The organism is Paracidovorax wautersii (assembly GCF_031453675.1).
GTDB lineage: Bacteria > Pseudomonadota > Gammaproteobacteria > Burkholderiales > Burkholderiaceae_C > Paracidovorax.
In genome coordinates this window covers 3,402,216-3,420,485 of record NZ_JAVIZX010000001.1, presented here as the reverse complement: position 1 = coordinate 3,420,485, position 18,270 = coordinate 3,402,216, and the positions used below count along the sequence as shown (strand labels likewise).

Annotated in this window: 16 protein-coding genes; 4 read left to right on the top strand and 12 right to left on the bottom strand. The window is 68.4% G+C overall.

The window, feature by feature from the left end:
• Position 1 precedes the first annotated feature (1 nt).
• Entirely contained in the window at positions 2 to 2,302 is a 2,301-nt protein-coding gene (gene bglX, locus QE399_RS15490) for a beta-glucosidase BglX (RefSeq protein ID WP_309829998.1), read from the bottom strand.
• A 357-nt stretch (positions 2,303 to 2,659) separates the two neighbouring features.
• On the opposite strand from bglX, the gene QE399_RS15485 reads away from it, so the two are divergent.
• A complete protein-coding gene (locus tag QE399_RS15485) occupies positions 2,660 to 4,264 on the top strand; it encodes a glucan biosynthesis protein G (RefSeq protein WP_309829996.1) in 1,605 nt (534 codons plus the stop codon).
• A gap of 69 nt (positions 4,265 to 4,333) precedes the next feature.
• Here QE399_RS15485 and QE399_RS15480 read toward each other — a convergent pair whose 3' ends face one another.
• Together QE399_RS15480 and QE399_RS15475 are read right to left on the bottom strand one after the other, a co-directional pair.
• Positions 4,334 to 4,972 carry a 3-oxoacid CoA-transferase subunit B gene (locus QE399_RS15480; RefSeq protein WP_309829994.1) on the bottom strand — a complete coding sequence of 213 codons (639 nt, stop codon included), beginning with the start codon at positions 4,970 to 4,972 and terminating at the stop codon, positions 4,334 to 4,336.
• A gap of 1 nt (position 4,973) precedes the next feature.
• Positions 4,974 to 5,786 (bottom strand): CoA transferase subunit A, encoded by an 813-nt coding sequence (locus QE399_RS15475; RefSeq protein WP_309829992.1) that lies wholly within the window; start codon positions 5,784 to 5,786, stop codon positions 4,974 to 4,976.
• A gap of 79 nt (positions 5,787 to 5,865) precedes the next feature.
• Between QE399_RS15475 and QE399_RS15470 the strand changes: the two genes are divergently transcribed.
• From QE399_RS15470 to QE399_RS15460, 3 genes are all read left to right on the top strand, one after another.
• Complete coding sequence (locus QE399_RS15470; protein WP_309829991.1) at positions 5,866 to 6,411, top strand: LuxR C-terminal-related transcriptional regulator; 546 nt, start codon at positions 5,866 to 5,868, stop codon at positions 6,409 to 6,411.
• 152 nt (positions 6,412 to 6,563) lie between these two features.
• Entirely contained in the window at positions 6,564 to 7,253 is a 690-nt protein-coding gene (locus QE399_RS15465) for an HD domain-containing protein (protein WP_309829989.1), read from the top strand.
• Between the two features lie 8 nt (positions 7,254 to 7,261).
• Positions 7,262 to 7,648 (top strand): nuclear transport factor 2 family protein, encoded by a 387-nt coding sequence (locus tag QE399_RS15460; protein ID WP_309829987.1) that lies wholly within the window; start codon positions 7,262 to 7,264, stop codon positions 7,646 to 7,648.
• Between the two features lie 40 nt (positions 7,649 to 7,688).
• On the opposite strand, the gene QE399_RS15455 is transcribed toward QE399_RS15460, so the two are convergent.
• The 9 genes from QE399_RS15455 to QE399_RS15415 form a co-directional block, all read right to left on the bottom strand.
• Positions 7,689 to 8,969 (bottom strand): NAD(P)/FAD-dependent oxidoreductase, encoded by a 1,281-nt coding sequence (locus QE399_RS15455; protein WP_309829985.1) that lies wholly within the window; start codon positions 8,967 to 8,969, stop codon positions 7,689 to 7,691.
• A 165-nt stretch (positions 8,970 to 9,134) separates the two neighbouring features.
• Positions 9,135 to 11,369, bottom strand: a complete 2,235-nt coding sequence (gene katG / locus QE399_RS15450; protein WP_309829982.1) for a catalase/peroxidase HPI — start codon at positions 11,367 to 11,369, stop codon at positions 9,135 to 9,137.
• Between the two features lie 155 nt (positions 11,370 to 11,524).
• Positions 11,525 to 12,448, bottom strand: a complete 924-nt coding sequence (locus QE399_RS15445; protein ID WP_309829980.1) for an SMP-30/gluconolactonase/LRE family protein — start codon at positions 12,446 to 12,448, stop codon at positions 11,525 to 11,527.
• A gap of 25 nt (positions 12,449 to 12,473) precedes the next feature.
• Positions 12,474 to 13,385: an amidohydrolase family protein gene (locus QE399_RS15440; protein WP_309829978.1), complete on the bottom strand. Its 912-nt coding sequence runs from the start codon at positions 13,383 to 13,385 to the stop codon at positions 12,474 to 12,476.
• Between the two features lie 8 nt (positions 13,386 to 13,393).
• The gene (locus tag QE399_RS15435; protein WP_309829976.1) at positions 13,394 to 14,389 is read right to left on the bottom strand and encodes a Bug family tripartite tricarboxylate transporter substrate binding protein; all 996 of its coding nucleotides are present in this window, start codon (positions 14,387 to 14,389) and stop codon (positions 13,394 to 13,396) included.
• Positions 14,390 to 14,441: 52 nt separating this feature from the next.
• Positions 14,442 to 15,434: a Bug family tripartite tricarboxylate transporter substrate binding protein gene (locus QE399_RS15430; RefSeq protein ID WP_309829974.1), complete on the bottom strand. Its 993-nt coding sequence runs from the start codon at positions 15,432 to 15,434 to the stop codon at positions 14,442 to 14,444.
• A 13-nt stretch (positions 15,435 to 15,447) separates the two neighbouring features.
• Complete coding sequence (locus QE399_RS15425; RefSeq protein WP_309829972.1) at positions 15,448 to 16,452, bottom strand: tripartite tricarboxylate transporter substrate binding protein; 1,005 nt, start codon at positions 16,450 to 16,452, stop codon at positions 15,448 to 15,450.
• Positions 16,453 to 16,589: 137 nt separating this feature from the next.
• Positions 16,590 to 17,528, bottom strand: a complete 939-nt coding sequence (locus tag QE399_RS15420) for an NAD(P)-dependent oxidoreductase (RefSeq protein WP_309829970.1) — start codon at positions 17,526 to 17,528, stop codon at positions 16,590 to 16,592.
• The gene (locus QE399_RS15415) at positions 17,525 to 18,211 is read right to left on the bottom strand and encodes an RraA family protein (RefSeq protein ID WP_309829967.1); all 687 of its coding nucleotides are present in this window, start codon (positions 18,209 to 18,211) and stop codon (positions 17,525 to 17,527) included. The genes QE399_RS15420 and QE399_RS15415 overlap by 4 nt, the downstream gene beginning before the upstream one ends.
• Positions 18,212 to 18,270: the final 59 nt, after the last annotated feature.

Here is an 18,270-nt window from a genome sequence, read left to right as displayed (position 1 = left end):
TTTATTGCAGCTCGAAGCCCTGCTCGCGCACGGTCTGCGAGTCCAGGCCGATCTGCACGTTGAAGCGGCCAGGCTCGGCCACATGCTGCAGGCGGGCATTGAAGAACTTGAGCTGCTCCTCCGTGACCGGGAAGCGCAGCACGCGCTCTTCGCCGGGCTGCAGCATCACCTTGCGGAAGTCCTTGAGTTCCTTGACCGGGCGCACCACCGAAGCGGCCACATCCTGGATGTAGAGCTGCACCACGGTCTCGCCCGCGCGCTGGCCGGTGTTCTTCACCGTCACCGCCGCCTCGATCTGGCCGCCGCGCGCCATGGTGCGGCTGGACAGCACCACCTCGGACAGCGCGAAATCGGTATAGCTCAGGCCATAGCCGAACGGGTACAGCGGACCGGTGACTTCCTCGAAATACTGCGACGTGTAGTTGCCCGGCTTGCCTTCGGTGAAGGGCCGGCCCAGGCGGGCGTGGTTGTAATAAGTGGGGATTTGCCCGACCGAGCGCGGGAACGAGATCGGCAGCTTGCCCGAAGGGTTGTAGTCGCCAAACAGCACATCGCTGATCGCGTTGCCGCCTTCGGTGCCCGTGTACCAGGTCTCCAGGATGGCGTCGGCCTCCTTCTGCTCACGCTGCAGCGCCAGCGGGCGGCCGTTCATCAGCACCAGCACCAGCGGCTTGCCCGTGGCCTTGAGCGCGGCGATCAGGTCGCGCTGGCTCTGCGGCAGGTCCAGGCTGGTGCGGCTCGACGACTCGTGCGACATGCCGCGCGCCTCGCCCACGGCGGCCACGATCACGTCGGACCGCTGCGCCACCTTGACGGCTTCCTGGATCATCTCGGCCGGCGTGCGCTTGTCCTGCGTGACCTCGGGCGCATCCCAGTTTAGGAAGTTCAGGTACTCGACGATCTTCTCGTCGTTGGTGATGTTGGCCCCGCGGGCATAGGCCACGCGCCCGCCGCTCTGGCCGACGGCCGCGTTCAGCCCGGTCCGCAGGGTCACGGCCAGCTTGTCGTAGCCGGCCGCGGACCAGCTGCCCAGCATGTCGATGGGCGCATCGGCCAGCGGTCCGACCAGCGCGATGGAGGCGTTCTTGGCCAGCGGCAGCGTGCGGTTGCGGTTCTCCAGCAGCACGATGGACTTGCGCGCCACGTCGCGCGCTGCGGGGCGGTCGAGGCGGCTGTCGGCCTTGAGGTCCACCGGATCGTCCTTGGCCTCGCCGATGCGGAGATAAGGGTTGTGGAACAGCCCCATGTCGTACTTGGCGCCCAGCACTTCGGTCACGGCGTTGTCGATCTCCTGCATGCGCACCTCGCCGGACTGCACCAGGCCAGGCAGCTCCTTCAGGTAGACCGAGTCAGCCATGCTCATGTCGATGCCGGTCTGGATGGCCAGCTTGGCGGCCTCGCGCTCGTCATGGGCCACGCCGTGGCGCGTGAGTTCGACGATGGCGCCGTGGTCGCTCACCGTCACGCCCTTGAAGCCCCAGTCCTTGCGCAGCAGGTCCTGCATCAGCCAGGTGTTGGACGTGGCCGGCACGCCGTTGATGGAGTTCAGCGCCACCATCACGCCGCCCGCGCCGGCGTCGATCGCGGCCTTGTAGGGCGGCAGGTAGTCCTGGTACATGCGCATCGGGCTCATGTCCACGGTGTTGTAGTCGCGCCCGCCTTCCACGGCACCGTACATGGCGAAGTGCTTCACGCTGGCCATGATGCGGTCGGCCGGCACCGGCAGCGTGCCCTGGAAGCCCTTTACGGTGGCCCTGGCGATCTGGGACACCAGGTGCGGGTCTTCGCCGAATCCTTCCGAGGTACGACCCCAGCGCGGGTCGCGCGCAATGTCCACCATGGGGGCGAAGGTCATATCGATGGAGTCGGCCGCCGCCTCACGCGCGGCGGTGCGGGCCATGGTTTCGACCGCGGCCATGTCCCAGCTCGACGCCAGGCCCAGCCCGATGGGGAAGGTCGTGCGGTGGCCATGGATGACGTCGTAGGCGAAGAACATGGGAATCTTCAAACGCCCCTTCATGGCCGCGTCCTGCAGCCGGCGGTTGTCCGGACGGTTCACCGAATTGAAGGTGCCGCCCACGCGGCCGGCCGTGATCTCATCCGCCAACTGGGCGATCGGCATCTCGGGGCCGATGCTGATCAGGCGCAACTGGCCGATTTTTTCCTGCAAGGTCATGCGGCCTACCAGGTCCGCCACGAAAGCCTTCTTGTCGCTCAACAGATTCGTTGCCGGAGCCTGCTGGGCAGAGGCCGCCAAAGCGCCCCAGCCGGCCACCAGGACGAACACCCACGATTTCTTCATTCCGTAACTTTCATAAATGGACTGCAACGTGCGCCGATTTCTGCACGAATCCCCTGCATCTCAGACGGGATCGCCAAGGCACGGATGCTAAGCTAAGCCCATGTTCGTTCGCCGCACCTGAGGGGTGCGCTTCGTTTCGGAATGCATCTTGCCCAGCCCCATCGCGCACAACCGCCCCGCTCTCTGCGGGGTTCGCCCTCCACGGTGACTGCGTCGCCTGCCCCTGGGCTACAGGCGCCACCGGCTCTCCCGGCTCTTTTTTCCCGCCCCACCCTCCAGCCACATCGCGGGGCCGCCGCCGCAGGCACCCGGCTTGCTTGCCTTGCCTCATCCTCTCTTCCACCGACCATCATGCCGATGTCCGTCCGCTCCGCCCCGCGCGTTCGCTCCACCTTTCTGACCCTGGCCTGCACCGCGTCCATGCTCTGGTCGGCCGGAGCCAGCGCGTTCTCGCTCGACGACGTGACCCAGCAGGCGCGCGCCCTGGTGGACAAGCCCTATGCGGCCCCGGTCAGCAACCTGCCGCCCGTGTTCAGCGGCATGCAGTTCGCCGATTACCAGAAGATGCAGCCCCGGACTGACCGCTTCGAGTGGCGCGACCAGCCCACGCCCTTCCGGCTGAACTTCTACCACCAGGGCATGCACTTCAATGCCCCGGTGCGTATCAACGAGATCACCGACCAGGGAGTACAAGAGATCAAGTACGACCCGGAGCGCTTCGACTTCGGCAACCTCAACTTCGACAAGGGCGCCACCAGCCAGCTCGGCTACGCCGGCTTTCGGGTGCTCTATCCCATCAACCAGCCGGACAAGCTCGATGAGATCGTGAGCTTCCTGGGCGCCAGCTACTTCCGCGTGATCGGCAAGGGCCAGGTCTATGGGCTGTCCAGCCGCGGGCTGGCCATCGACACGGCGCCACCGGGCGGCGAGGAGTTTCCCAACTTCCGCGAGTTCTGGATCCAGCGCCCCGCCGCCAACGACAAGCAGGTCGTGATCTATGCGCTGCTCGACTCGCCGCGCGCCACCGGCGCCTACCAGTTCATCGTGACCCCGGGCGGCAAGGACGCGGTGGTCGATGTGCAGTCGCGCATCTTCGTGCGCGGCGACATCAAGACCCTGGGCATCGCGCCGCTGACGAGCATGTTCCTGTTCGGACCCAACCAGCAGTCGGCCCTCAAGAACGGCAACTTCCGCCCGGCCATCCACGACTCCAACGGCCTGGCGATCCACACAGGCAAGGACGAATGGCTGTGGCGCCCGCTGAACAACCCGCGCCAACTGGCCATCAGCTCCTTCGCGGTCGAGAACCCCAAGGGCTTCGGCCTGCTGCAGCGCGGGCGCGAGTTCGGCCGCTACGAAGACCTCAAGGACCGCTACGACCTGCGCCCCAGCGCCTGGATCGAGCCGCAGGGCAACTGGGGCAAGGGCCATGTCACGCTGATGGAGATCCCCACGCCGGACGAGACCAACGACAACATCGTGGCCTTCTGGACGCCCGAGGGCACCAACCGCAAGGGCGAGATGCTGGAATTTGCCTACCGCATGCACTGGACGACCGACGAGCCCGCGCTGCACGGCGCCGACAACGCCTGGGTGAAGCAGACCCTGCACACCGAAAGCGAGGAACTGCAGGCCAACCTGATCCGCAAGCTGGACGGCGCCAGCGCCTTCATGATCGACTTCGAGGGCCCGGCGGTCGCGCAACTGCCCAGCGGGGCGGCCATCAACCCGCAGGTCAGCGTGGACAACAACGCCGAACTGCTGGGCGTGAACATCCAGCGCAACCCGGCCATCCAGGGCTGGCGTCTGACGGTGCGCGTGAAGGTGAAGAACCCGGCCCAGCCGGTGGAAATGCGCGCCGCGCTGATGCAGGGCGACAAGGCCATCAGCGAGACCTGGAGCTACCAGATCCCACCGAACCCGCCGGCGCAGCCGCCGGCCGCCCCGGCCGCCAAGCCCTGAGCGGCGGACAGCAACAAAAAAAGGCCCGGCAGAACCGGGCCTTTTTCTTGGCAAAGCGAGAACGAAGGGTCAGCGGATCAGCGTCACGCCGGTCTTGGCCTGCAGCGCGTCGAAGCTCACTTCGGGCGCCAGTTCCACCACCTTCAGGCCCTCGGGCGTCACGTCCAGCACGGCCAGGTCGGTAATGATGCGATCCACCACGCCCACGCCCGTCAGGGGCAGCGTGCACTCGGGCAGGATCTTCAGGTCTTCGGTGCCGTCCTTCTTCTTGGCGACGTGCTCCATCAGCACGATCACGCGCTTCACGCCGGCCACCAAGTCCATGGCTCCGCCCATGCCCTTGACCATCTTGCCGGGGATCATCCAGTTGGCGAGATCGCCCTTGGCGCTCACCTGCATGGCGCCGAGGATGGAGAGGTTGATCTTGCCGCCGCGGATCATGGCGAACGACTGGTCGCTACCGAAGATGGACGAGCCGGGAATGGTCGTCACGGTCTGCTTGCCGGCGTTGATGAGGTCGGCGTCCACCGCGTCCTCGGTCGGGAAGGCGCCGATGCCGAGCATGCCATTCTCGGACTGCAGCCACACTTCCTTGGTGCCCGTGTGGTTGGCCACCAGCGTGGGAATGCCGATGCCGAGATTCACGTAGAAGCCGTCTTCCAGCTCCTGCGCCGCGCGTGCGGCCATCTGGTCTTGGGTCCAGGGCATGTCAGGCTCCTTCTTTCTTGTTGGCGGGCACGGTCGGCACGGGCAGTTCGCTGCCGGCGGCGGCCTGGGCGATCACAGCCTGGGCTTCCACCTTGGCGGCCACGGGATCGACGGGCGCAGCGGCGCTCACGGTGCGTTTCTCGATGCGCTTTTCGGGGTTCGGGTTGTGCACGATGCGGTGCACGTAGATGCCGGGCAGGTGCACATCGTCGGGCGCGATCTGGCCGGTCTCGACGATCTCCTCGACCTCGACGATGCAGACCTTGCCGGCCGTGGCGGCCGCGGGGTTGAAGTTGCGGGCCGTGAGGCGGAACTGCAGGTTGCCGGACTTGTCGGCGCGGTGTGCCTTGACCAGCGCCACGTCGGGCACCAGCGCGCGCTCCATCACGTAGGTTTCGCCGTCGAACTCGCGCAGTTCCTTGCCCTCGGCGACGATGGTGCCCACGCCGGTCTTGGTGAAGAAGGCCGGAATGCCCGCGCCGCCGGCGCGCAGCTTCTCGGCCAGCGTGCCCTGGGGCGTGAACTCCAGCTCCAGCTCGCCGGCCAGGTACTGGCGCTCGAACTCCTTGTTCTCGCCCACATAGGACGAGATCATCTTCTTGATCTGGCGCGTCTCCAGCAGCTTGCCCAGGCCGAAGCCGTCCACGCCCGCATTGTTGGAAATGACGGTGAGCTGCTTGGCGCCGGAATCACGCAGCGCATCGATCAGCGCCTCGGGGATGCCGCACAGCCCGAAGCCGCCCACGGCCAGCAGCTGGCCATCGGCCACGACGCCCTGGAGCGCCTCGTCCGCGGAAGGGAAAACCTTGTTCACTGGAGTCTCCTCATCAAGATGGATGCGCTACGATACTACGTACCATCTTAAGTAGTTCCCCCTAAATATTTTCACCACCATGGACGTTGCCGACTACCGCCTGGCTTTCGACATGGCGCCCGTCGGGCTGGTCATCTCGCGCAACCGCACCATGGTGGACTGCAACCGGCACGTCTGCGAGATGTTCGGCGCCTCGCGCGAGCTGCTGATCGGCCAGTCGTTCCGCATCCTCTACCCATCCGCCGACGAGTACGAGCGCCTGGGCAAGCGCATGGAGCCCATCCTCAACGCCAAGGGCCACTACGCCGACAACCGCATCATGAAGCGCGCCAGCGGCGAGGTCTTCTGGTGCCACGTCTCCGGCCGCGCGCTCAACCGCGAGGCGCCGCATGAATCGGGCATCTGGAGCTTCGAAGACCTGAGCTCGCAGCGCCCGGTGAAGGCCGAACTCACCGGCCGCGAGCGCGAGGTGGCCGCACGGCTGCTGGACGGCATGACCTCCAAGGAGATCGGCCGCGCGCTCGACATCAGCCACCGCACGGTCGAGATCTACCGCGCGCGGCTGATGCGCAAGTACGGCGCCTCCACGGCGGGCGATCTGGTGCAGAAGCTGCTGGCCGGTTGAACCGCATAAAAAGTGAGCAGCTTGCGCTTGCCAGACAAGCGATTCAGATAGATTCATATCTGAATCCGTTGATGGATAAGCGCAAGCAGCTATCAAATTTGACAAGCACCCGGCGCATGGCGGCCGGCCGATCCGCCCCCCTGCCTGCCCCCATGACGACTCTCCCTGCCCCCGCCGACACGGACCCCGCCCTCGCCTTCGCGCCCCACGCCGCGCTGGCCCGCGCGCTGCTGCCCCATGCGCTGGACGCCGCCACCGCCGGCGACGGCGCGCACGACCTGGCCCACCTGCAGCGCGTGTGGCGCAACGTGCAGCGCATCGCCGCCGCGGAAGGCGGCGATACCGACGTGCTGCTGGCCGCCACGCTGCTGCACGACTGCGTGCATGTGGAGAAGAACGCGCCCCACCGCGCCCAGGCCTCGCGCCTGTCGGCCGACAAGGCCGCCGGCGTGCTGGCTGCGCTGGGCTGGACGGAAGCACGCACTGCGGCCGTGGGCCACGCCATCGCCGCGCACAGCTTCAGCGCCGGCATCGCGCCGCAAAGCCTGGAGGCGCGCATCCTGCAGGACGCGGACCGGCTGGACGCCATCGGCCTGGTGGGCGCGGCGCGCTGCTTCTACGTGGGCGGGCGCATGGGCCGTGCGCTCTACGACCCGGTGGACGCCCGCGCCGAGCGGCGCCCGCTGGACGACGGCCGCTTCACGCTGGACCACTTCCAGACCAAGCTGTTCCACCTGGCCACGGGCTTCCAGACCGCCGAGGGCGCCCGGCTGGCCGCCGTCCGGCAACAGCGGCTGCGCGACTTCTACGACGGCTTTCTGGACGAAATCACGGCAGGATAGACACGACCATGACCCAGGACTGGAATGATCTGCAAGCCACCCGCGCCGCGTGGTACGCGGCCTATGTGCGCGGCGACACGGACGTCCTCGCGCAGTTGCAGGACCCGGCCTTCTTCGTCGTGAGCGAGGCGGGCACCGAAACCCGCGCGCAGCAGCTCGGCGGCATTGCGGCGGCCGTCCGCGAGCGGCGCTGGTTCCCGGCCGGAAGCCGCACGGAAGATCTGGAGCGGGCCCTGCACCCGGTCAGCGACGGCGTGGTGGAGGTGCGCGGCACCGGCCGCATCGTCACCCCGCGCGGCGCGCTGCCCGCCGTGCAGTTCACCGAGCGGTGGCACCGCACCGGCGCCGGCTGGCGCGCGCTGCACCTGCACTACCTGCCCGCCGCCGCCACCTGAGCGCGACGACGACGGGGCCGCGGCGTCGAAGCGGCGCCGCTCAGTGCAGCTTGAGCCGGCCGGACACCCGCTGCTGCAGCAGCCGCGCCAGCGCCAGCACCACCGTCTTGCCCACGCCCAGGATGGCGCGGTGGTGGTTCAGGTGCAGGGACATGTACATCCACTTGGCGATCAGGCCTTCGACGAAGAAGTTGCGCCCGCCCAGGCCGCCCATGAGGTTGCCCACGCCCTTGTTGTCGCCCAGCGAGACCAGCGAGCCGAAGTCCTTGTAGACGAAGGGCTCCGTCACTTCCTGCTCGCGCAGCAAGGCACCCAGCACGCGGGCCAGGTAGTCGGCCTGCTGGTGCGCGGCCTGCGCGCGGGCCGGCACGGTCTTGCCGTCCACCCACGGGCAGGCGGCGCAGTCGCCGAACGCCAGGATGTCCGGGGCCGAGGTGCGCAGGCGGTCGTCCACGATGAACTGGTTGAGGCGGTTCACCTCCAGTCCCATGGCCGCATTGGCATCCGCCGCCTTGATGCCGGCCGCCCAGACGACCAGGTCGGCCGGAATCTCCCCGCCGGCCGTCACCAGGGCGCCGGGGCGGATCTCGGTCACGCGGGTGCCCGTCAGCACGTTCACCTGCTTGCGGCGCAGGGCCACTTCGGCCTGGCCCGAAATTTTCTCGGGCAGCCCGCCCAGGATGCGGCTGCCGCCCTCGACCAGGGTGATGTCCAGGCGGAACCGCTGGCTGCTGCCCAGGCTCTCCAGCAGCTCGGCGTGGGCCTCCAGCAATTCGGCCGACAGCTCCACGCCCGTGGCACCCGCGCCGACGATGGCGATCGACAGCGCGCGGTTGTCGGCAAACGAAGCACGGGCGCAGGCGCCCAGCCAGTCCGCATGGAAACGCTGCGCATCGCGCACGTTCTCCAGCAGATAGGCGTGCTCGATGCCCGGCGTGCCGAACGCGTTGGAGCCGCTGCCGATGGCCAGCACCAGCCGGGTGAAGCTCACCGTGCGGCGCGGCACGAGCAGGTCGCCCTCGGCATTGCGGATCTCGCCCAGCTCGATGGTCTTGCGGGCGGCGTCCAGCCCGATCAAGTCGCCGATGGCAAAGCCGAAATGGTTGCGCCGCGCCAGCACGGGGTAGGACAGGCCTTCCTGGTGGGCATCCAGCGTGCCGGCGGCCACTTCGTGCAGCGTGGGCTTCCAGATGTGGAAGGGAGAGCGGTCCACCAGCAGTACGCGCTCGCGGCCCTGCCGGGCGCCCAGGCTGCGGCCCAGACGGGCGGCCAGCTCCAGGCCGCCGGCGCCGCCGCCCACGATCACGATGTCCGAATGCATGAATTGGTTCTCCTAGGGCAATGGGCCAGTTTATTGCGCGCACCCCCTTGACAGTGCGCCTGCAGCAATTTGCCCCAAAGAAGACGCCGTCTTCCTACAAAAGCCCTCTTTCAAAGAGAAAAGGCCCGCAGCCAAAGGGCTGCGGGCCTTAGAACGTGTCGACGATCAGCGCAGGTCGAAGCGATCCAGCTCCATGACCTTGGTCCACGCCGCCACGAAGTCCTGCACGAACTTCGCCTTGGCATCGGCGCTGGCGTACACCTCGGCCACCGCGCGCAGCACGGCGTTGGAGCCGAAGACCAGATCGACGCGCGTGCCGGTCCACTTCTTCTCGCCGGTCTTGCGGTCGCGGCCCTCGAACCCGTCGCCCGTGGCCTTCCATTCGGTGGACATGTCCAGCAGGTTGGCGAAGAAGTCATTCGTCAGGGCGCCGGGCGTGGCGGTGAGCACGCCGTGCGCGCTACCGCCCACGTTGATGTTGATGGCGCGCAGGCCGCCCACCAGCACGGTCATCTCGGGCGCCGTCAGGGTCAGCAGCTGGGCCTTGTCCAGCAGCAGCACCTCGGCCGGCACGCTGTAACGGGCCTTGGTGTAGTTGCGGAAGCCATCGGCCACCGGTTCCAGCACGGCGAAGGATTCCACATCGGTCTGGTCCTGGCGGGCATCGGCGCGGCCGGGGGTGAACGGAACGGTCACCTCCACGCCCGCCGCCCTGGCAGCCTGCTCCACCCCGGCGGCGCCCGCCAGCACGATCAGGTCGGCCAGCGAGATGCGCTTGTCACCGTCGGCACCCTTGTTGAAGTCGCGCTGGATGCCTTCCAGCACCGGCAGCACGCGGGCCTGCTGCTCGGGCTGGTTCACGGCCCAGTCCTTCTGCGGAGCCAGCCGGATGCGCGCACCGTTGGCGCCACCGCGCTTGTCGGAGCCGCGGAAGGTCGATGCCGAGGCCCAGGCCGTGCCGACCAGCTCCTGCACCGTGAGGCCGGAAGCCAGCACGCGTTCTTTCAGCGCGGCCACGTCGGCGGCCTCGACCAGGTCGTGGGTGACGGCCGGGATCGGGTCCTGCCAGAGCAGCTCTTCCTTCGGCACTTCGGGGCCCAGGTAGCGGGCACGCGGGCCCATGTCACGGTGGGTGAGCTTGAACCAGGCGCGGGCGAAGGCTTCGGCGAAGGCCTGCGGGTTGTCCAGGAAGCGGCGCGAGATCTTCTCGTAGGCCGGATCGAAGCGCAGCGACAGGTCGGTCGTGAGCATGGTCGGCACGCGCTTCTTGGACGCGTCATGCGCATCCGGGATGGTGGCCGGCGCGTTCTTGGCCTGCCACTGGTGGGCGCCGGCCGGGCTCTTGGTCAGCTCCCATTCGAACTTGAACAGGTTCTCGAAGAACTCGTTGCCCCACTGGGCGGGCGTGCTCGTCCAGGTCACTTCCAGGCCGCTGGTGATGGCGTCGCCGGCCTTGCCGGAGCCGAAGCTGCTGGCCCAGCCCAGGCCCTGGTGCTCCAGGCCTGCGGCCTCGGGTTCGGGGCCGACATGGTCGGCCGCACCGGCGCCGTGGGTCTTGCCGAAGGTGTGGCCGCCGGCGATCAGCGCGACGGTTTCCTCGTCGTCCATGGCCATGCGGGCGAAGGTTTCGCGGATGTCGTGCGCAGCGGCCACCGGGTCGGGGTTGCCCTCGGGGCCTTCGGGGTTCACGTAGATCAGGCCCATCTGCACGGCGGCCAGCGGATTCTCGAGCACGCGCTCCTTCTCGTGCCCGTGCATGGCGGGCTCGGCCACCAGGGTGCCGTCGCCGGGCGTGCCCTTTCCGTAGCGCGCATCGCCGCCCAGCCAGGTCTTTTCGCTGCCCCAGTACACGTCCTGGTCAGGTTCCCAGGTGTCCTCGCGGCCACCGGCGAAGCCGAAGGTGCGGAAGCCCATGGTTTCCAGCGCCACATTGCCGGTCAGCACCAGCAGGTCGGCCCAGGAGATTTTCTGGCCGTACTTCTGCTTGATCGGCCAGAGCAGGCGGCGGGATTTGTCGATGTTGACGTTGTCGGGCCAGCTGTTGAGCGGGGCGAAGCGCTGCTGTCCGCGGCCTGCGCCGCCTCGGCCGTCACCCGTGCGGTAGGTGCCGGCGGCATGCCAGGCCATGCGCACGAACTGCGGGCCGTAGTGGCCGAAGTCGGCCGGCCACCAGTCCTGCGAATCGGTCATCAGCGCGCGCAGATCCTTCTTGAGCGCCTCGTAGTCGAGCTTCTTGAATTCCTCGGCGTAGTTGAAGCTGCCGCCCAGCGGATCGGACTTGGCCGAGTGCTGGTTCAGCAGGTCCAGGCGCAGCTGGTTGGGCCACCAGTCCTTGTTGATGGTGCCGCCGGTGGCGGCGGCGGCGTGGAACGGGCACTTGCTAGCTGCTTCTTGCGTCATGGGGCACTCCTCTGGCTGTTGGGATGCCCGCATCGTAGAGATTGCGCCACCGGCCGCAAAGCCAATTCATTAGATGCCGGGAATAGTTATTTTCTAAAAGCAGGCGGCCCGCAGGGCACGGCGGCGCCCCCTGCGGAGGCGCCGCATCCGGGCCATCAGCCGGCCGCGCCCTGGTGCAGAGGCAGGCCCGGCGTCTCCAGCACCGTGCGCAGCACGCGGCCATGCGTGGAGTCCGTCACATGGAGCGTGCGCCGGTCGGCACCGCCGAAGGCTAGATTGGTCGTGGAGCTGCCGGGCATGCCGCGCAGCACCCGTTCCGGCTCGGCCCGGCCGTTGAGGACCCAGACCACGCCCAGGCCGGGGTTGGCGACCAGCACCCGGCCCTGCGCATCCACCGCCAGGCCGTCCGGGCCGCTGGGGCCGTACGAGGTGAAGAACTGGCTCACCTTGGCCACGCTGCCGTCGGGCAGCAGCGGCACGCGCCACACGCAGTTGCCGCGCGTGACGGCCAGGTACAGCACGCGGCCATCGGGCGACAGCGCCACGCCGTTGGGGCTGGGCACGTTGTGCAGCAGCAGGTCGAGCTGGCCGTTAGGGCGCAGGCGGTACAGGCGCCCGGACGGGTCGTGCAGGCCGCTCTGCCCCTGGTCGGTGAAGTAAAGATTGCCTTCGGCATCGAAGACCAGGTCGTTCACGCCCTTGAAGCGTTCGCTGTTGCGGCGCTGCAGGTAGGGCGAGACCTGGCCGGTGGCCACGTCGAGCCGCATCAGCCCGTTCTTGTAGTCGGTGATGAGCAGCGTGCCGGCGTCCAGGAACTTCATGCCGTTGGGCTCGCCGTCGTATTCGGCCACGAGGCTCCAGGCGCCCTGCGAGTCGATGCGGAAGATGCGGCCCCAGGGGATGTCGCTCACATAGAGGTTGCCGGCGCCGTCGAACACCGGGCCTTCGAGGAACGAGTCGGTGACCGTGCCGCCGCGGTTAGCGTCGGCCCAGTCGCTGCGCTGGGGGCGGCGCAGCGCATCGGGCATGGTGGAAAAGACGTCCAGTTCACGGACCAGCGGGGCTTGCAGCAAATACATGACAGCGATCTTCCTTCTTCTGTCTTCAAGGGGCTGGGGCAAAGCCGTACAGCCGCGCCGGGTTGTCCACCAGGATGCGGTCCATGACCGCAGGGGAGCCCGCCCAGGCCTGCAGCAGATCCACCAGGTCGGCGTCGTTCACCGTGCCGGGCGCCTCGGTGGTGTGCGGCCAGTCGCTGCCCCACACCAGCCGATCGGGCGCGGCCTGCACCAGGGCGTGGCCCAGCGGCAGCGTGTCGGCGTAGCCCGGGCCGTGCGCCGTGGAGCGCATGTAGGCGCCCGAGAGCTTGACCCAGGTGTCGCCCGCGTCCAGCAGCTCCCGCAGCACGCGGTAGGCGCCGCCGCCCGGGCCCTCGGCCGGGTCGATGCGCCCCATGTGATCGATGACCAAAGGCACCGGCAGGGCCTTCAGCCGGGGCGCGAGCGCCACGATCTGCTCCGGCTGGGCGAACACCTGGATATGCCAGCCGCCGCAGTCGGCATGGCGCGCGACCTTGCTTGCGAGCGTGGCCAGCATCTCCGGCGTGGTCGTGCCCCAGGACTGCGGCGAGACGAAGTTCACCCGCAGCCCGCGCACCCTGCGCGCGGCCAACTGGGCCAGCGCGTCGTCGCTCACGGCAGCGTCCACCACCGCCACGCCGCGTGCGCTGTCGCCGAACTGGTCCAGCGCATCCAGCGTGCAGGCGTTGTCGGTGCCGTAGGTCGATGGCGTGACCACCACCGTGCGCGCCGTGCCCAGACGCTGCTGCAGCTGCTGGTAGGCCGCCACCGGCGCATGAGGCGGCGTGCGCGCCCAGTGCGGCGACGGCGCAAAACGCGCATCGAAGATGTGCATGTGGCTGTCGCAGGCCAGCACCGGCAGCACGCGCGACGGCCGGTTGGTGCCCACAGAGTGGGGAACCCGTGCGTGAACGCTGATGTCCTGCGTGCCGGGCATTGCCGCCCTCACTGTTTGTCGAAACCCGAACGCGCCGCCACCTGGCCCCAGAGCGCCGAGCTCTCCGAGAGCAGCGCAGAGAAAGCGGCGGCATCCACATGGCGCGGCTGCGCCGCAACGCTAGCGGAAAACGCCTTCATGTCGGGCGATGCCATGGCCGTGGCAATCTCTTTTTGCAGACGCTGCAGCACCGCCGATGGCGTGCCCTTGGGCGCCCACAGGCCCGTCCAGTTGATCACGCCGAAATCCTTCACGCCGGATTCGGCAAACGTGGGCACCTGGGGCAGCAGAGCAATACGCTGGTCACCGCTGATACCCAGCATGCGCAGCTTGCCGCCCTGCACATTGCTGACCACGCCGGACGGCGAGGCGAACTGCATGTCGATGGTGTTGCCCAGTACGGCCTGCGTAGCCTCTGCGGCACCCTTGAAGGGCACGTGCAGCAGCTTGACGTTGGTTGCCAAGCCCAGCGCCTCGGCCGCAAAGTGCGGCAGCGTGCCTGCGCCGCCGCTGCCGTAGGTCACACGCCCCGGGTTGGCCTTGGCGAATGCCAGCAGTTCGGGCAATGTCTTGTAGGGAGAGCTGGCGCTGACGACCATGGACATGGGTGCGAAGACAAAGGCGCTCACCGGCACCAGATCGGCGTTGTAGTCGAAAGGCAGCCTCTTGAAGATGTGCGGCAGCAGTGCATAGCTGGTGTCATTGGCGAGCAGCGTGTAGCCATCGGCTTCCGAGCGCGCCACTTGCGTGCTGCCGATGGTGCTGCTGGCTCCCGGCTTGTTCTCGACAATGAAGCTCTGCCCGGTTTGTTCACCCAGCTTCTGGGCGATCTTGCGCGTCACCACGTCGACGGCACCACCGGCTGCATAGGGAACAACGATCTTTACAGGCCGGGCCGGCCACTCGGTCTGCGCGGCGGCCACGCCGCTCAGGGACACGGCAAACGTTGCAAGCAAGGCGGCGACGACGGTGCGACGGGAAGACGGTGCGGAGGAGAAGGACATTGTGGAAGTCTCCTGTTGATGAAGAAATGTGCAAAGGGTGGTGCTGCCGCCGTCACTCGGCCTTCAGATCCAGATCCTTGGCGATCTGCGTGTAGGTGGCGACTTCGCGCTCCACCTGCGCGGCGAAGGTCTGGCCGCAGGTGGAATCGGCGTCCAGTCCCAGGCCGCGCAGCTTGGCGGCGGCGTCTTTGCTTTGGGCGAAATCGCGGGCCGCCGTCTCCAGCTGCCGGGCGATGGGTTCGGGCAGGCCGGCAGGCGCCAGCACGCCGTACCAGGCGTCGGCCGAATAGTTGCCGCCGCCGGACTCGGCGAAGGTGGGTACCTGAGGCAGCAGCGACGAGCGCTTGGGCGAGGCCACGGCCAGCGCCGCCAGCTTGCCGCTCTGGAGCTGCGGCAGCACGGAGCCCAGGGTGGCGAACGAGCTGTCGAGCTGGCCGCCCATCAGGTCGGTGACCACGGGTGCCGCGCCTTTGTAGGGCACGTGGTTGAGCTTCAGGCCGTTGGCGCGGGCGAACATCTCGGTGGCGAAGTGGCCCGAGCTGCCCACGCCGGCCGTACCGGCGGTGACGCGCCCCGGCTCCTGCCGGGCACGGGCCATGTAGTCGGCCAGCGTCTTCACCGGCAGGCCCTGCCCCACCACCAGCACCGTCGGGCTGGTGGCCACGGTGCACAGCGGCTTGAACGACTTGACCGCGTCGAACTTCACCCGGCCGCTGTAGAGCCCCGGAATCATCGTGTGGTTGGTGGCGCCGAACAGCAGCGTGTAGCCATCGGCCGGCGCGCTGGCCACGGCCTGCGCGGCCAGGATGGTGTTGGCGCCGGGCTTGTTGTCGATGATGAAGGGCTGGCCCAGCGCGCGGCTGGCGTGGTCGGCGAAAGCGCGGGCGACCACATCGGTGGGGCCGCCGGCCGCAAAGCCCACCACCAGCTTCACCGGCTTAGCAGGGTAGCCGCCCGCCTGCGCGAAGCAGGCGGCGGATGCTATCGATACGGTAGCTACCAGCGCTTTGGGAATAAGCGCCACGAGCCATTTGTTCTTCATCATTTCGTCGTCTCCTTCAATCCATGCGGATGCCGCTGGTGCGGATCACGCGGGCCCACTGGGCGGCTTCTGCCTGCACGAACGCCGCGAACTCCTGCGCACTGGAGCCCACGCCCTGCACGCCCAGTTCGGCAAATCGCCTCTTCACCTCCGGGCTGGCGACGATGGCGCGGGTCTCGGCCTCCAGCCGCTGCAGCACGGGCTGGGGCGTGCCTGCGGGCGCGAACAGGCCGTTCCACTCGTTCACCTGGAAGCCGGGCACGCCGGATTCGGCCAACGTGGGCACCTGCTCCCACCCCTCGGTGCGCCGCGCCGAGGTGATGGCCAACGCGCGCAGCTTGCCGCTCTTGACGAAGGGGCCGCTGGCCGTGGTGGCGCTGAACATCACATCCACCTGCCCGCCGATCAGATCGGTGAGCGCCGGGGCGCCGCCCCGGTAGGGGATGTGCGTCATCGAAACCTTGGCGCCCTGCTTGTACAGCTCGCCTGCCAGGTGCTGCGCACCGCCGTTGCCGGCCGATGCATAGGTGATCCGCCCCGGCTGGGCGCGCGCCGCCGTGGCCAGGTCGGCCACCGACTGCAGCGGCGACGATGCCGGCACCACCATCAGCAGCGGCACCTGCAGCACGAGCGAGATGGGCGCGAAGTCCTTCGCCGCGTCGTACGGCAGCTTGGCGAACAGGCTCGGGTTGACGGTGAAGGCCGTGGCGTCGAGCAGCAGCGTGTAGCCGTCCGGCGCGGCCTTGGCCACGGCGGCTGCGCCGATCGTCCCGCTGCCGCCCGGGCGGTTGTCCACCACCACCTGCTGCCCGAGCCGGCCCGACAGCTGCGTGGCTAGCAGGCGTGCTGTGTTGTCGGCATTGCCGCCTGCCGGGTACGGCACGACGAGCTTAATAGGCTTGTCCGGCCAGGCGCCCTGCGCCTGCACGGGCAGCGCGGCCACAGCCAGACATGCAAAAGTGATAGCTTCCAGCGCTTGATGGATAAGCGCTGCAGGCCGTTTTGGCTCGAATTTTCTCATGGTGTTGTCTCCGGTCTCGGGCGACGCTGCGCGCCGCTTCTTTGTGCAATCAGGCGGCCGGCTCCAGGCCGGGCACCCCAGGGGCAGGCACGCAACGCTGGCGTGCCCTGCCCTTCACTCCCTGCGCACGCGCAGGCTCACGCCGGCACGACGGCGGGGGTGCGGCCCAGCACCTGCAGCAGGTTCTTGGCCGCGCCCACGCCCATGTTCACGTAGGCGTCGCTGGTCACGCCGCCGATGTGCGGCGAGAGGATGAAGTGCTGCTCGCCCTGGAACGGGTGGCCGGCGGTCATCGGCTCCACGGCGAAGCTGTCCAGCCCGGCCGCCATGACCTGGCGCGACCGCACGGCCTCCAGCAGCGCGGCCTCGTCGATCAGGCCGCCGCGCGCGGTATTCACCACGATCACGCCGCGCTTGCACTGCGCCAGCGTGGCGGCGTTCAGCATGCCGCGGTTCTCGTCGGTCAGCGGGCAGTGCAGCGAAATCGCATCCGACTCGCGCCAGATGGCGTCGAGCGGCACGCTCTGCACGTAGTCGGGCAGGTTCTTGGCGAACGGGTCGAAGCCGATCACGCGCATGCCCAGCGCATCGGCCATCTTGGCGAAGCGCAGGCCGATGGCGCCCAAGCCCACCAGGCCCACGGTGCGGCCGCCCAGCTCCAGGCTCTTATGCGTGGCCTTATCCCAGTGGCCGGCGTGCATGCGCGCGTCCAGTGCCACCACCGATTTGGCGCAGGCCAGCAGCAGCGCCAGCGCTTGCTCGGCCACCGCCGCGGCGTTGGCGCCCACGGCGGCCACCACCTCGATGCCGCGCGCCTTCGCCGCGACCTTGTCGATGGTGTCGGTGCCGCTGCCGTGCTTGGAGATGACTTTCAGCGAAGGCGCCGCGTCCATCACGGACGCGCCCACCTTGCCGTAGCGCACGATCATGGCCACCGGGTCATGCTGCTTGGCCAACGCGACCAGATCGTCCTCCGTCGGCGTCTTGCCCGCGTAGACGATGTCGAAGCCCTGCAGCAGATCCAGCGCTTGCTGAGCCAGGTCGGCGCCCGTGATGAGGATGGTGCCGGCGCTCACAGCGATTCCCCTTCCTTCAGCATGCCGGCGGCGCGCAGTGCGGCGGGCAGCCACTTCGACGCCGTGTCGCCCCGGGCGATCGCCTCGATGCGGGCGGCCTCGTCGGCCACCTTCTTGTCGGCCAGGGCCATCATGGCGGGGGCCTTGGCGCGCTCGATCACGACCACGCCGTCGGCGTCGCCCACCACCAGGTCGCCCGGGTTCACGACGGTGCCGCCGGCCGAGATGGAGTGGTTGATGCGGCCGGGCACGAACTTGGTCGGGCCCGCAGGGTTGAAGCCTGCGCTGAACACGGGGAAGTCGAGTTCCAGGATCTCCAGCTTGTCGCGGATGGCGCCATCCACGATCACGCCGGCGAGGCCGATCTTCTTGCAGGCGCTGAGCATCAGCGTGCCCATCAGTGCGGCGGTCTGGTCGCCCTTGCCGTCGATCACCAGCACATCGCCGGGTTTCGCCAGCGCGATGGCGGCGTGGATCATGAGGTTGTCGCCGGGGCGCACCTCGACGGTGAAGGCCGGGCCCGCCACCTTCATGCTCTGGTGCACGGGGGCGACGCGGGCGTGCATGGTGCCGCGGCGGCCGGCCACGTCGGCCAGGATGGCGGCCTGGAAGGTCGCGGCCTTGGCAACGACGTCGGCGCCCACGCGCTCGATGTCACGGATCATTTCGGGAAGTTGGCTCATGGTGATGCTCGTTGGGTGAGATGAAAGAAAAATGGGAGATAGCTGGCCCCACGGCCGCC